We start from the raw sequence: 13,647 nt of genomic DNA, 5'->3' as shown, positions 1-13,647 counted from the left end.
CGTGGCCGTCGCCCTCCGACTCCCGCTCGCCGCCGCGCGGCCGACCGGCATAGCCGCGCCACGGCCGAGCTGGCTCGCCGCCGCCACCGTGCTGCTGGTCTGCGTCCCCACCGGGGAGAAGGACGTCACCGCCGCCGTCCACGTCACCCCGGCCGACCTGGCCTCGCTGGCCCTGGTCGCGCTGACCGCCGTCGGGCTGCTGCGCGGCCGGCTGCCCCGGCTCGACCCGGCCGCCGCCCTGCTGTTCGGCGCCGTGGTGCTGGCCGCCGCCGTCGCCACCGTGCACTCCGTCGACCCGGCCGCCAGCCTCACCGGCTTTGTCCGGCTGACGCAGATCTTCGTGCTGGTGCCCGCCGCCGTGCTGCTCGCCGTCCGCGACCGGCACGACCAGCGGCTGGTGCTCGGCTCGTTCGTGCTGGCCGCGCTGATCGAGGGCGCGGTCGGCGTCCTCCAGTACCTGACCCGCACCGGCGCCTCCTACACCGGGCAGCCGATCCGTGCCGTCGGCACCTTCGGCGCGCTCGACATCATGGCGATGTCCGGCGTGGTCTCCTTCGGGCTGCTGGCCGCCCTCGCCCTGGCGCTGGCCGAACGCGGCCCCGGCGGCAGCCGGCCGCTGCGCCGCGCGATGTGGGCGAGCGCCGCCTTCCTGGCCTTCCCGCTGGCGGTGTCGTTCAGCCGGGGCAGCTGGATCGCCACCGCGGTCGCCGCCACCGTGCTGCTGCTGCGCGCCGACGCCCGACTGGCCGTCAAGGGCGCGCTGGTCGGCGGGGCCGCCGCCGTGGTGCTGATCGGCGGGCTCGGCCTCGGCGCGTCCGGCGTCACCGAACGGCTCAGCTCGATCGGCTCGGTCTCCGCCGCCCCCGACCAGTCCGTCTCCGACCGCTACGACCTGTGGGCCACCGCCGGCCGGATCTGGCAGGACCACCCGGTGGCCGGCGCCGGACCCAAGGCGTTCCAGCAACTGCGCGACAGCCACGCCCCGCTGCGGCTCTCCTCCGGCAGCGACGCCGCCGACTCCACCATCGGCTTCCAGCGCGAACCGCTGCTCTCCCCGCACAACATGTACTTCCTGGTGCTCAGCGAACAGGGCCTGCTCGGCGTGCTCGCCTACCTCGCGCTGTTCCTGACCCTGCTGCTGGGCTGCCTGCGCCGCGCCGGCGGCCCCGGGCTGGCCGCCCTCGCCCTGCTCTGCTGGGTGCTCTGGGACTTCCTGTACGCCGACATCGGCGGCACCACCACCGTGCTGACCTCCGTGGTGCTCGGCCTCGCCGCCCGCACCGCACTGCCGGGGCCCGCCCACTCAGACTCCTCTGGAGCGTACGGCGCATGACGACCGAACAGCCGGTGGCCGCCGTCACCACGACCGTCCCGGCCCCGCGCGGCGACGGCGACACCGCCCCCAGGGGCGGCTTCCTGGCCAAGGCCTTCGGCGTGACCGCCCTGCTCAGCGCCGCCGGCTCCGGCCTCGGCCTGCTCCGCGACCTGCTGCTGGCCCGCTACTTCGGCGCCAACCAGGGCACCGACGCGTTCCTGGTCGCCTGGACGGTGCCGGAGACCGCCGCGCCGCTGCTGATCGAGGACGCGATGGCCTTCCTGATGGTCCCGGCCTTCAGCCTGGCCCTGGTGCTGCGCGAGGAACGTCCCCAAGGCCCGGACCCGGTACGGCAGTTGACGCGTACCACGCTGCCCTGGCTGCTGCTGGCGCTGTGCGGGCTGTCCGGCACCGTCGCGCTGTTCGCCCCGCAGCTGGTCGACCTGCTCGCCCCCGGCCTGGCCGACCCCCGGCTCGCCGTCGCCTGCACCCGGATCACCGCCGTCACCGTCGTCCCGTTCGGCGTGGCCGGCTACCTGGCCTCCGCGCTGCGCGCGCTGCACGCGTTCACCGCGCCCGCCGTCATCTACGTCATGTACAACCTGGGCATCCTGGCGCTGCTGCTCAGCGGCCACCGGCTGCTCGGGGTGCGCTCCGCCGCGCTCGGCGTCGCCCTCGGCAGCCTGCTGATGGCGGGCGTGCTGGTGGTGCCGTTCGTCCGTCGGCTGCACGCCCGCCGCCGGCGCTCCCGGCCGCGCGGCGCCGGGCGTGGGCTGGTGCTGATCCCGCTGGCGCTGCTGCCGGTGGCCGCGTTCTCGCTGACCCGGCAGTCCCAGGTGTTCATCGAGCGCTACCTCGGCTCCGCGCTGCCGCCCGGCACCATCTCGCACCTCAACTACGCCGCCAAGGTCAGCCAGTTGGCGATGACCTCGGCGATCCTCATCGTCACCGTGACCTTCCCCGTGGTGGCCCGTGCGATGGCCGCCGGCGACCTCACCGCCGCCCGCGACCGGGTCGAGAAGGACCTCGGCCAGGCCGCCGCGCTGGTCCTGCTCGGCACCGCCTTCCTACTGGCCTGCGCCCCCGCCGTGGTCGCCCTGCTGTTCCAGCGCGGCGCGTTCGGCCCCGCCGACACCGAGGCCACCGCCGCCGTCATCCGGGTGTACAGCTTCGGCCTGCCCGCCCAGGCGATGATCGGCGTGATGGTCCGGCCGTACTTCTGCGTCCGCCCGGTGGTGCGGCGCGCCGACGCCCCGCGCGCCGAGGGCGACCGGACCACCTGGCTGGACTGGTACCCGGTCGGCGCGATGACGCTCGGGCTGGTCGTCACCTTCACCCTCGGCGTCACCCTCACCCCGCAGTTCGGGGCGCCCGGCCTGGCCGCCGGCAACGCCGTCGGGATCACCTTCACCGCGGCGCTGCTGATGCGCGGCCTGATGCTGCGCGGCATCGCGCTGCGCCTCGGCCTGGTGCTCGGCGGGCAGGCCCGGCTGCTGGCCGCCGCGATCGCCGCGGCCGCGATCGGCTCGCTCACCATCCGGGCGGCCGCCGCGCCGCTGCCCGCCGCCCTGCTCGGCGGCGCCACCGTCCTGCTGGTCTTCGCGGCCCTCGGCACGCTGTTCGGCGTCCCCGAGGTCCGCGGCCCGGTCCTGGCACTCCTCGCCAGGGCCCGGCGACCGCACGCCCCCGCATCCGCCGAAGGGAAGCCGCATGGCCGTTGAAACCTGTCTTCCGTCGCAGGCGCTCGCGCCCCGGCTCGCACCCTGGATCCTGATGTACCACTCGGTCGCCGAGGAGGACGAGGATCCCTACCAGCTCACCGTCAGCCCGGAACGTTTCGCCGAACAGATGGACTGGCTGCACCGCTCCGGGCGGCGCGGCGTCAGCGTCCGCGAACTGCTGGCCGCCCAGGCCCGCGGCCGGGAGTCCCGGCTGGTCGGCCTGACCTTCGACGACGGCTACGCCGACTTCGCCCGGCACGCCGTCCCGGTGCTGCGCGAGCACGGCTTCACCGCCACCGCCTACGTCATGCCCGACCTGCTGGGCGCCGCCAACCACTGGGACGCCGAAGGCCCCCGGAAGAAGCTGCTGACCGTCGACCAGGTCACCGAACTCGCCGCGTCCGGCTGGGAGATCGGCTCGCACGGCCTCGGCCACCAGGCGCTGTCCGGGCTGCCGCCCGCCGCGCTGGAACGCCAGACCAAGGAGAGCCGGCACAAGCTGGAGGACCTCGTCGGCGGGCCCGTCACCGGCTTCTGCTACCCGTACGGGGCCGTCGACCTGCCCGCCACCCGGGCCGTCCGGGACGCCGGCTACGACTACGCCTGCGCCATCGAGCACTCCTCGCTGACCGGCCGGCACGCCCTGCCGCGCTGCTACGTCGGCGACCGCGACGGCGTCTGGCGGCTGCGCGCCAAGCACGGCCGGCACCGCTGGCGCGAGGCCGTCACCGGGCTGCGCTGGGCCCCGCCGAAGGCCGCCGCGGGGGAGCGGCGGTGAGAGTCCTGCACATCGTCACCGGCCTGCACGCGGGCGGCGCGGAACGCCAACTCGCGCTGCTGCTACGGCACTTGCCGACCGACCAGCGGCACGAGGTGGCCACCCTCGGCAACCCCGGCACGGTGGCCCGCGAACTGCGCGCCGCCGGCTTCGCCGTCCATCACCTCGGCATGCGCGGCAACCGCGACCTCGGCGTGCTGCCCCGGCTCACCCGGCTGATCCGCACCGGCCGCTACGACCTGGTCCACACCCACCTGTACCGGGCCATGCTGTACGGCCGGCTGGCCGCCCGGCTGGCCGGGGTGAAGCGGGTGCTCGCCACCGAGCACTCGCTGCAGGCCGGAGTGATCGAGGGCCGGCCCACCTCGCCCGGCGTCAAGGCGCTGTACCTGGCCGCCGAGCGGCTCGGCGGTACCACCCTGGCGGTCTCCGGGCAGGTCGCCGCCGCACTCGACGCCTGGGGCGTGCCCGCCCACCGGGTCCGGCTGCTGCCGAACGGCGTGGACGCCGCCCGGTACCGCTTCCGGCCCGCCGAACGGGACGCCCACCGCGCCGGACTGCGCGCCGAACTCGGCCTGCCCGGCGACGCGTTCGTGATCGGCGGAGTCGGCCGGCTGGTGCCCGGCAAGCGCTTCCACGTTCCGCTGGAGGCGCTCGCCGCACTCCCGGAGTCCGCCCGGCTGCTGCTGGTCGGCGAGGGCCCCGAGCGCGCCGCGCTCACCGCCCGCGCCGAGCGGCTGGGCGTCCGCGAGCGGCTGGTGCTCACCGGCGAACGCGACGACGTGCCCGAACTGCTCACCGCGATGGACGTGCTGGTCTCGCCGTCCCGCGAGGAGACCTTCGGGCTCGCCGCCCTGGAGGCGCTGGCCGCCGGCCTGCCGGTGCTGCACTCCGCCTGCCCGGCGCTCGCCGAACTGCCCGCCTCCGCCGCCCCGCACGCCCGCCTGCTGCCGTCCGAACCCGACCGCTACGCCCGGGAGCTGACGGCGGCGGCAGCCGCCCCGCCCGGCCCCGTCCCGGTGCCGCCCGCCGTCGCGCACTACGACATCACCCGGATCGCGGCCGAACTCGCCGCCCTCTACCGGGAGTCGGCCGGCGCGCTGCCCGGACCACGGGCCTGTCCGGCCGACGCCGCCGGGCGCACACCGCCGGACCGCCCCGCCCGGACGCCACGCCGGAACGGCCGAACGCACCCGGCGCGCGGCCGTTCCGGCGAGACGCCCGGCCGGGCGTCCGACACCGCGCGCTGATCCGGCACCTCGCGCCGATCCGACAGCCCCGGCCGGACCGACCCGGCGACCCCCGTTCCCTCATCTCCTGGAGCCCTCCCGATGCCCGATCTCCGCGGACGCGCCCGCGCGCTGGCCCGCCGCTGGTGGCCGATGGCCCTCGCCGTCCCGCTCGGCGCGGTCGCCGGCGCCGGCTACGCCGTCGTCTCGCACCCCTCCTACGCCTCCTCCGCCTACGTGGTGGTGGTCCCGCAGGGCCAGGGCGAGAACGCCAACGCCGTCAACTTCGCGCAGGCGTACGGCCGGCTCACCGGCCAGCCGCAGGTGCTGATCGGCGCCGCCGCCGAGACCCACCACTCGGTGGCGACCCTGTCGGCGCTGGTGCGCGGCACCACCTCCCCGGACGCGCCGGTGATCGAGATCACCGGCACCGGCCCCCGCCCCGAGGAGGCCGTGCAGAACGCGGCCGCGGTCGCCAGGTCGCTGATCGCGTTCGGCAACGCCGGCAGCAAGGAGACCGGCGTCAAACTCGTCCAACTCGCCGCCGCCGCCGAACCCGACGCCCCCGCCTCACCGTCCGCCGCCCTGGACACCGCGGTCGGCGGCGCCGCCGGCGTGCTGCTCGGCACCCTGGCGATGCTCACCCGCCGCAAGGGCGCCCCAGCCCCCGCCCCCGCCGCCGCCGGGGCCGTGCTGCCCGCCCAGGCCGAGACCTCGCCGACCGAAGGGGTGTACCGGTGAAACTCCGTCAGCAGACCGCCGGCGGCCGGGTGCCCGCCCAGGCCGACCGCCCCGCCGCCGAACGCGACCAGTGGAGCTCCGAAGTCCTGCGCACCGACGACGCCCTGGAGCGGCACGCCGAGGAGTGGGACGACCTGCACCGCCGCTGCGCCACCGCCACCGCCTTCCAGGCCGCACCCTGGCTGCGCTCCTGGTGGCAGAGCTACGGCCGTCCCGGCGCGCTGGTCCTGGTGCTGGTCCGCCGCGACGGCCGGCTGGTCGCCGCCGCCGCACTGCGCCGCCGCGGCCCGTTCGGCGGCCTCACCAACCTCGGCGCGGGTCTGGTCGACTTCACCGACGTGCTGCTCGACGACGAGTGCGCCGACCGGGCCGCCGCCGAACTCGCCGCCGCGCTGCCGCTGCGCCGCCCCTGGCACAGCCTGGAACTGCGCGAGGTCCACCCCGAGGCCGCCGTGCAGCGGGTGTTCGCGCACTGGCGGGGCCGCCGCCACCGGTTCGCCGACTCGCTGTGCCAGTACCTGCCCGCCGTCCCGATGGACGAGCTGCTGAAGCGGCTGCCCGGCAAGACCGCGCAGCGCAGCCGGGTCAAACTGCGCAGGATCGCCCAGGCCGGGGTCGTGGTGCACTCCGCCACCGCCGACGAAGTCCCGGACACCGTCCGCGAGTTGCTGCGCCTGCACCGGCTCCAGTGGCAGGACCGCGGGGTCACCCCCGAGCACCGCACCGAACGCTTCGCCCAGCACCTCACCGAGTCCACCGCCGGACTGGTCGCCACCCGCAGGGCGGCCATACACCGCTTCGAGCTCGACGGGGAACTGCTGGCGGTCAACCTCGTCCTGCTGTGCACCCCGTTCGGCGGCCTCTACATGTACGGCGCGCACCCCAAGCTGCGCGAACGCCTGGACATCGCCGGCCTGCTGTTCGGCGCCGCACTGGACGAGGTCCGGGCCGCCGGGATTCCGCAGCTGAGCCTGCTGCGCGGCCAGGAGCCGTACAAGCAGCGCTGGCGGCCCGACCGGCTCCCCAACCAGCGGCTGGTGTTCGGCCCCGGCCGGCTCGCCCCCTTCGCGGCCGTCCGGGCGCTGCGGGTGCGGACCAGGATCGCCGCCGTGCACCTGCTGCGGACCAGGCTGCCGAAGCTGAAGGAGACGCTAGTGCGCGCCAGGCTTCGGTGACGGCTTGACCGGCCCGGCCGCCCCCGCCCCCGCCCCCGCCGAGCCGGACATCAACTGCCGGTAGACCGCCGCCGACCTCGGGTTGTCCTGGCACTGCCAGAAGCCGTGCGGGCAGTAGTCGGTGACGGTCTGGTAGGCGGTGTCGTGGGTGCGCATCCACTCCACCATCCGCCGCACGTACTCCGGGTTGTCGCCGTTGCGGAACAGCCCCCACTCCGGGTACGAGACCGGCTTGCCGCGCTTGGCCGCGAACTCCACCTGGTCCTGCAGCCCGTACGGCTCGGTGACGAACTCGTCGAAGGTGGCGCCTGCGGGCATGTCGTAGCTGTCCATCCCGAGGATGTCGACCACGTCGTCGCCCGGGTAGCAGCGCGTCCAGGGGATCGCGTCCAGCCCGCGGGTGGGGGTGAAGTCGAAGGTGAAGTGCTGACCGGGCACCGACCGCATCACGCCGACGATCCGCCGCCAGTACGCCTTCCAGGCGGACGGGTCGGGCTTGCAGCGCGAGGTGTAGGTGACGCCGTTCATCTCCCAGCCCAGGGTGAGCACGGTGTCCGCGCCGCCCAGCGCGACCAACTTGCGGGCCAGTCGCAGGAAGTGCTGGTCGAACTCGCCCTTGTTGCCGCGGGCGAGCAGACCGGCCACCTCGTCGTCCGGCAGGTTGGCCTCGTTGGGCACCAGCATCGGCACGCCCAGCACCAGCCGCCGGCCCGGGTCGGCCTGCCGCCACTGCGACCACAGACCGAGCACCGCCGGCTCGCCCTCGACGTCCTGCCAGCCGTTCCCGGCCAGGTAGGTGTGGCCGACCTGCATGTTGGCGTTGTTCAGCCAGGACGCCATCCGCGCGATGTTCGGGATGTACTCGTTCCAGGAGCCGACGAACGCCCCGAACGGCACCTCGTGCAGGGCCCGTTGCACCATCGGACGGGGCGCGGCGCCGCGTGGCTGGATGGCGTCCGACGAGAGGGCCGCGTGCCGCTCGGTCTGGCTGAGCGGCGTGCCCGAGGGCACGCTCGCGGTCGTCATCAGCAGCAGAGCGGCGGCAGCCAGGGTCAGACGGCCGAGGCGCATGGGCTCACTCCGAACGAGGATCGGTGACAACTCCGGCCTCCGGAGCCTAACCTGACAGACCGTCAGAAAGGCCGCAGGTCACCCCATCGAGTCATCCGCGCCGGTCCGCCGTACCGGGCCGGTCAGCCAAAGGTGTTGCACTTGTTCGGGTCGCCGCTCCGGTAGCCGGCGGTGAACCACTGGGTGCGCTGCGCCGAGGAGCCGTGCGTCCAGGTCTCCGGGTTGGTGCTGCCGGTGGCGCGCTTCTGGATCCGGTCGTCGCCGACCGACTCGGCGGCGTCCAGCGCCCGCGCGATGTCGTCGTCGGTGAGCTTGGTGATCAGCGGACGGCCGGTGGAGGCCTGCGGGGTGGTGGTGGCGTGGTGCGTCCACACGCCCGCGTAGCAGTCGGCCTGGAGCTCCAGCTTCACCGAGGCGCTGTCCGCGCCCTGCCGGTCGTTGCCGACCTTGTTCATCGTGCCGAGCAGCGTCTGCACGTGGTGCCCGTACTCGTGCGCCACCACGTACGCCTCGGCGAACGGGCCGCCCTGGGCGCCGAGTTGGCGGCCCATGTCGTTGAAGAAGCCGAGGTCGAAGTAGGCCTTGTGGTCGCCCGGGCAGTAGAACGGCCCGACCGCGGAGGTCGCCGGGCCGCAGGCGGTCTGCACCCGGTCGGTGAACAGCACGGTCGGCGCGAGCGAGTACTGCTTGCCGCGGTCCTTGAACTCGGCCTGCCAGTAGTTCTGCACGCTGTTCACCACGCCCAGGATCCGGCAGTCCTGCCGCTTGTTGGCGTCCGCGCCGGTCTTGCAGTCGGCGCCCAGCTGGTTCGAGCCGCCGGCGGCGTTCCCGGGCGGCGGCGCGCTGTGCGAGTTCGACGAGCTGAACAGGCCCGGGTCCAGGCCGAACACCAGCGCCACCACGAGGCCGAGGATGCCGACCGCGCCACCGCCGATCGCCAGCCCGCCGCCCGGAATGCCCCGGCGGTCCTGCACCTGCGAGTCGTCGAGCTGGGCGTCGTCGTCGAATTGCATCCCTGTCTCACCTCTGTAACAGTCCATCGGCCGGTCGAAGCCGTACCCTAGCGGGCCGACCCGACCGGAAGGGGTCCCGCCGACGCAGGTGGGACACGGTGGTGCCGGAGCCGAACCACGCCCACGCAGGCGGCGTGGCGCGTTCGAATCCAGCTGAATTCCGTCAGGGTCGGACGGTACGCTCCGGCCGTGTCCTTCAATCCGCTGCGCAGTCTGTCGCCCCGATCGGTCCTGCCCGCCGCCGCCGCACTGCTGGTCCTCGCGGCCGGCGCAGCGGCGCACGCCAACCGCCCGCAGCCGTTCGGGGACAAGGTGCTGCCCGGAGTGGCGGACGCCAGCCCCGTCGGCGCGCAGTCGACCGGCGCCGGCGACCTGCAGCTGAGAACCGGCCCCGGCGTGGAGGCCTACTCGCGCACCACCGGCGAGCACCTGTGGTCCTACCGCCGGGACGGCAGCACCGCGCTCCACCTGGCCATGGTCGGCGAGGACGCCGCAGTGGTCTGGGACGACGGCATGGTCACCTCGGTCAACCCGGCCGACCACTCGGTGCGCTGGCACCGCGGCGTCCCCGGCCTCGCCGACTGGCTGCGCGCCGACGGCGAGCCCGGCGCGGCCGACCGCACCGACGAGCAGCACCAGCAACTCGCCGTGCAGCGCGCCGCGACCGTCCTGCACCCGTCCCCCGACCCGGACGCCGACGCGTTCATCACCGTGGTCACCCCCGGCCTGCTGATGGGCTTCCGCGACCGCGACGGCGACCTCCGCTTCAACTCCCGCCCCCCGGCGGGCTGCACCTTCGACCCGGCGCGCACCGCGCAGAGCGACGACGCGGCGCTGATTCCCCGGGTCTGCCCGCCCACCAGCAGCGCCGGCGCCCGCCAGCTGCCCGGCGGCGTCATGGTGTTCTCGCTCACCGCGCCCGGCAACTTCCTCAACACCGGCCCCGACGTGACGATGCGCGCCCTGGACGGCCACCGGATCGCCGTCGACGACGGCCCGGTGATCGGCACCTGGGTGTACGACACCACCCGCGGCGCGAGGGAGAGCGGCTGCGGCACGGCGGTGCCGTTCGCGGCGGTCGGCCCGGCCTGCGAGAAGTAGCGCTTCGCGGGACGCGAGCGGGGAACCGCGCGACAAGCGCACCTCACGTCCGCAAGGTCGCGGTCACGTGCAGGTCATTGTCCTGCGTCGCGATCTTTGCGGTGGGTGCCTTCCGCTTCGCGCGGTTCTCCCCCGGCCCCGGCGGGCCGGGAGGTACCCCCACGCGCCCCCGGTTGCGCTCGCTCGTCGGGGTGGTTCGGCCCTCCCGTAGACTGGAGCGAATGGCTGAGTGCCATACCCACGTCTAGGAGTGACCCCAGCCATGATTTCCGCGAACGCCCTGGAACTCCGTGCCGGCGCCCGCATCCTGATCGAGTCCGCCAGCTTCCGGATCGCCCCCGGCGACCGTATCGGTCTGGTCGGCCGCAACGGCGCGGGCAAGACCACGCTCACCAAGGTGCTCGCCGGCGAGGGCCTCCCGGCCGGCGGTACCGTCACCAACTCCGGCGAGGTCGGCTACCTCCCGCAGGACCCGCGCACCGGTGACCTCGACGTGCTCGCCCGGGACCGCATCCTCTCCGCCCGCGGCCTCGACACCGTGCTGAAGAAGATGCGCGAGAACGAGGAGCGGATGGCCAACGGCAAGGGCTCCACCCGCGACAACGCGATGAAGAAGTACTCCCGGCTGGAGACCGAGTTCCTCACCAAGGGCGGCTACGCCGCCGAGGCCGAGGCCGCCACCATCGCCGCCGCGCTCGGCCTGCCCGACCGCATCCTCGGCCAGCCCCTGCACACCCTCTCCGGTGGTCAGCGCCGCCGCGTCGAGCTGGCCCGGATCCTCTTCTCGGACGCCGACATCCTGCTCCTCGACGAGCCCACCAACCACCTCGACGCGGACTCCATCGCCTGGCTGCGGGACTTCCTGAAGACCTACAGGGGCGGCTTCATCGTCATCTCGCACGACGTCGACCTGGTCGAGACGGTCGTCAACAAGGTCTTCTACCTGGACGCCAACCGCTCCGCCATCGACGTCTACAACATGGGCTGGAAGCAGTACCAGCAGCAGCGCGAGGACGACGAGAAGCGCCGCAAGCGCGAGCGCGCCAACGCGGAGAAGAAGGCCGCGACCCTCAACTCGCAGGCCGACAAGATGCGTGCCAAGGCCACCAAGACCGTCGCCGCGCAGAACATGGCCCGCCGCGCCGAGAAGCTGCTCTCCGGCCTGGAGCAGGTCCGCCAGTCCGACAAGGTCGCCAAGCTGCGCTTCCCCGACCCGGCGCCGTGCGGCAAGACCCCGCTCACGGCCGAGGGCCTGTCGAAGTCGTACGGCTCGCTGGAGATCTTCACCGACGTGGGCCTGGCGATCGACCGCGGCTCCCGGGTCGTCATCCTCGGCCTCAACGGCGCCGGCAAGACCACCCTGCTGCGGATGCTGGCCGGTGTGGAGCAGCCGGACACCGGCGAGGTGATCCCGGGCCACGGTCTGAAGATCGGCTACTACGCCCAGGAGCACGAGACGCTCGACCCCGAGCGCACGGTGCTGGAGAACATGCGCTCCGCCGCCCCCGACACCGACCTGGTGCAGATCCGGAAGATCCTCGGCTCCTTCCTGTTCTCCGGCGACGACGTCGACAAGCCGGCCGGGGTGCTCTCCGGCGGTGAGAAGACCCGGCTCGCGCTGGCGTCGCTGGTGGTCTCCAGCGCCAACGTGCTGCTGCTCGACGAGCCCACCAACAACCTCGACCCGGCCAGCCGCGAGGAGATCCTCGGCGCCCTGCGCACCTTCACCGGCGCGGTCGTCCTGGTCACCCACGACGAGGGCGCGGTCGACGCGCTCCAGCCGGAGCGGATCATCCTGCTCCCCGACGGCGTCGAGGACCTCTGGAGCCCCGCCTACCACGACCTGGTGTCGCTCGCCTGAACCGCGTGTAGACGCCGGATCCGTCACCGGTACGAGAAGAACTGGTCCACCGTCCACTTCGGGAACGCCCGGACGGGCGCACCCGTTGGCTCTGTACGCCCGGACCGCCGCTGCCCGGCCCGCCCGGGCTGAGCAGCGGATTCGTTCACCGGAACGAATCACGGAGGGGCGCGCACACCCTCCGTGAGCGCCCTGGTGCGGAGCGAACACCACCGGACGCGCCCGCTTTCCCACGACGGACCTTGTCGAATGGGTGGCCAGGAGCCTTGCAATGGGTGATCATGGGAATCTGACTGATCACCTCTACGAGGAGGCACGGGTGGCCGAGACTCTGAAAAAGGGCAGCCGGGTGACAGGCGCCGCGCGTGAGAAGCTCGCGGCCGATCTCAAGAAGAAGTACGACTCCGGCGCGAGCATTCGCGCCCTCGCGGAGGAGACGGGCCGTTCCTACGGCTTCGTCCACCGGATGCTCAGCGAGTCCGGGGTCAACCTTCGAGGTCGCGGCGGTGCCACTCGCGGCAAGGGCAAAACCGCTGCGGCCGCCGGTTCCTGACGGTCCATCAGCTCCGGCGGGCGGCGCTCGAGCAGCCCGACCGCCCCTGCTGCACCAGCACGCTGCTCGCAATGCACAATGTTCCACACGGATCGGCGGCCGGGTTCTCCCGAGCCGCCGACCGCCGTTTCCGGGCCCTTGTGCCCGTTAATTCGCGAGCATTCCACCGGCATTCCTGTACGCCGATCCAGTGCTTTGTTACTCTCCAGTAGCCCGTCGGGGTCGGCGGGCGTCCCTGCCCTGTCGCTGGAGGTAGCCCCGCCATGACCACCCACATTCCCGACGCCGACCGCACCGCGTGGGAACAGGCCGGCGTCCGCCTCGACCTCGACGGCGAACTCGCCACCGTCACGCTCTGCGACCCCGAGCGCCGCAACGCCCAGACCCCCGCCATGTGGCGCGCCCTGGCCGCGATCGGCCGCGCCCTGCCCGGCACCGTCCGGGTCGCCCTCCTCCAGGCCGAGGGCTCCTCCTTCTCCGCCGGCCTCGACCGCGCCATGTTCACCCCCGAGGGCATCCCCGGCGAGACCTCCTTCCTCCGGCTCGCCGCCTCCTCCGACGCCGAACTCGACGACGCCATCGCCTTCTACCAGGAGGCCTTCACCTGGTGGCGCCGCGCCGACCTGATCACCGTCGCCGCCGTCCAGGGCCACGCCGTCGGCGCCGGCTTCCAGCTCGCCCTCGCCTGCGACCTCCGCGTCGTCGCCGAGGACGTCCAGTTCGCCATGAAGGAGACCTCCCTCGGGCTGGTCCCCGACCTCACCGGCACCAAGCCCCTCACCGACCTCGTCGGCTACGCCCGCGCCCTCGAAATCTGTGCCACCGGCCGCCGCGTGGGCGCCGAGGAGGCCGTCGCCACCGGCATCGCCAACGTCGCCGTCCCCGCGTCCGAGCTGGCCGCGACGGCCGCCGACCTCGCCGCCGCGCTGCTGGCCGCGCCCCGCAACGCCGTGATCGAGACCAAGGCCCTCCTCCAGGGCGCGGGCGACCGGACGTACGACCAGCAGCGGGCTGCGGAGCGAGAGGCGCAAGCGCGCCGGCTTCGGGACATCGCGGGGATGTAGCGGGCGCGAAAACAGGGGTGCGTGG

12 protein-coding genes are annotated in these 13,647 nt (G+C 73.8%); 10 read left to right on the top strand and 2 right to left on the bottom strand.

The window, feature by feature from the left end:
- Window position 1 precedes the first annotated feature (1 nt).
- From AMK19_RS22470 to AMK19_RS22445, 6 genes are all read left to right on the top strand, one after another.
- Window positions 2–1,333: an O-antigen ligase family protein gene (locus tag AMK19_RS22470; RefSeq protein WP_083647210.1), complete on the top strand. Its 1,332-nt coding sequence runs from the start codon at window positions 2–4 to the stop codon at window positions 1,331–1,333.
- On the top strand, window positions 1,330–3,036 hold the full coding sequence (locus AMK19_RS22465; protein ID WP_073814679.1) for a lipid II flippase MurJ: 1,707 nt from the start codon (window positions 1,330–1,332) through the stop codon (window positions 3,034–3,036). Before AMK19_RS22470 ends, AMK19_RS22465 begins: the two co-directional genes overlap by 4 nt.
- On the top strand, window positions 3,026–3,814 hold the full coding sequence (locus AMK19_RS22460) for a polysaccharide deacetylase family protein (protein WP_073814676.1): 789 nt from the start codon (window positions 3,026–3,028) through the stop codon (window positions 3,812–3,814). Before AMK19_RS22465 ends, AMK19_RS22460 begins: the two co-directional genes overlap by 11 nt.
- The gene (locus AMK19_RS22455) at window positions 3,811–5,064 is read left to right on the top strand and encodes a glycosyltransferase (RefSeq protein WP_073814673.1); all 1,254 of its coding nucleotides are present in this window, start codon (window positions 3,811–3,813) and stop codon (window positions 5,062–5,064) included. The genes AMK19_RS22460 and AMK19_RS22455 overlap by 4 nt, the downstream gene beginning before the upstream one ends.
- A gap of 81 nt (window positions 5,065–5,145) precedes the next feature.
- Window positions 5,146–5,784 carry a Wzz/FepE/Etk N-terminal domain-containing protein gene (locus AMK19_RS22450; protein ID WP_073814671.1) on the top strand — a complete coding sequence of 213 codons (639 nt, stop codon included), beginning with the start codon at window positions 5,146–5,148 and terminating at the stop codon, window positions 5,782–5,784.
- Entirely contained in the window at window positions 5,781–6,959 is a 1,179-nt protein-coding gene (locus AMK19_RS22445) for a GNAT family N-acetyltransferase (RefSeq protein WP_073814669.1), read from the top strand. The genes AMK19_RS22450 and AMK19_RS22445 overlap by 4 nt, the downstream gene beginning before the upstream one ends.
- Here the strand turns inward: AMK19_RS22445 and AMK19_RS22440 are convergent.
- Both AMK19_RS22440 and ypfJ read right to left on the bottom strand, forming a co-directional pair.
- Window positions 6,936–8,030 carry a glycoside hydrolase family 26 protein gene (locus AMK19_RS22440; protein WP_073814667.1) on the bottom strand — a complete coding sequence of 365 codons (1,095 nt, stop codon included), beginning with the start codon at window positions 8,028–8,030 and terminating at the stop codon, window positions 6,936–6,938. The genes AMK19_RS22445 and AMK19_RS22440 overlap by 24 nt on opposite strands.
- 122 nt (window positions 8,031–8,152) lie before the next feature.
- Window positions 8,153–9,043, bottom strand: a complete 891-nt coding sequence (gene ypfJ / locus AMK19_RS22435; RefSeq protein WP_073814664.1) for a KPN_02809 family neutral zinc metallopeptidase — start codon at window positions 9,041–9,043, stop codon at window positions 8,153–8,155.
- A gap of 189 nt (window positions 9,044–9,232) precedes the next feature.
- On the opposite strand from ypfJ, the gene AMK19_RS22430 reads away from it, so the two are divergent.
- From AMK19_RS22430 to AMK19_RS22415, 4 genes are all read left to right on the top strand, one after another.
- Entirely contained in the window at window positions 9,233–10,144 is a 912-nt protein-coding gene (locus AMK19_RS22430) for a hypothetical protein (protein WP_073814662.1), read from the top strand.
- Window positions 10,145–10,406: 262 nt separating this feature from the next.
- Window positions 10,407–12,005: a ribosomal protection-like ABC-F family protein gene (abc-f, locus tag AMK19_RS22425; RefSeq protein ID WP_073814659.1), complete on the top strand. Its 1,599-nt coding sequence runs from the start codon at window positions 10,407–10,409 to the stop codon at window positions 12,003–12,005.
- Window positions 12,006–12,324: 319 nt separating this feature from the next.
- A complete protein-coding gene (locus AMK19_RS22420; protein WP_043912348.1) occupies window positions 12,325–12,558 on the top strand; it encodes a helix-turn-helix domain-containing protein in 234 nt (77 codons plus the stop codon).
- A 263-nt stretch (window positions 12,559–12,821) separates the two neighbouring features.
- The gene (locus AMK19_RS22415; protein WP_073814655.1) at window positions 12,822–13,622 is read left to right on the top strand and encodes an enoyl-CoA hydratase/isomerase family protein; all 801 of its coding nucleotides are present in this window, start codon (window positions 12,822–12,824) and stop codon (window positions 13,620–13,622) included.
- Window positions 13,623–13,647 lie beyond the last annotated feature (25 nt).

It is taken from the genome of Kitasatospora sp. CB01950 (genome assembly GCF_001905465.1).
Classification (GTDB): domain Bacteria; phylum Actinomycetota; class Actinomycetes; order Streptomycetales; family Streptomycetaceae; genus Kitasatospora.
The sequence above is the reverse complement of the archived record's forward strand: the minus strand, read 5'-3'. Positions and strand labels throughout refer to the sequence as shown.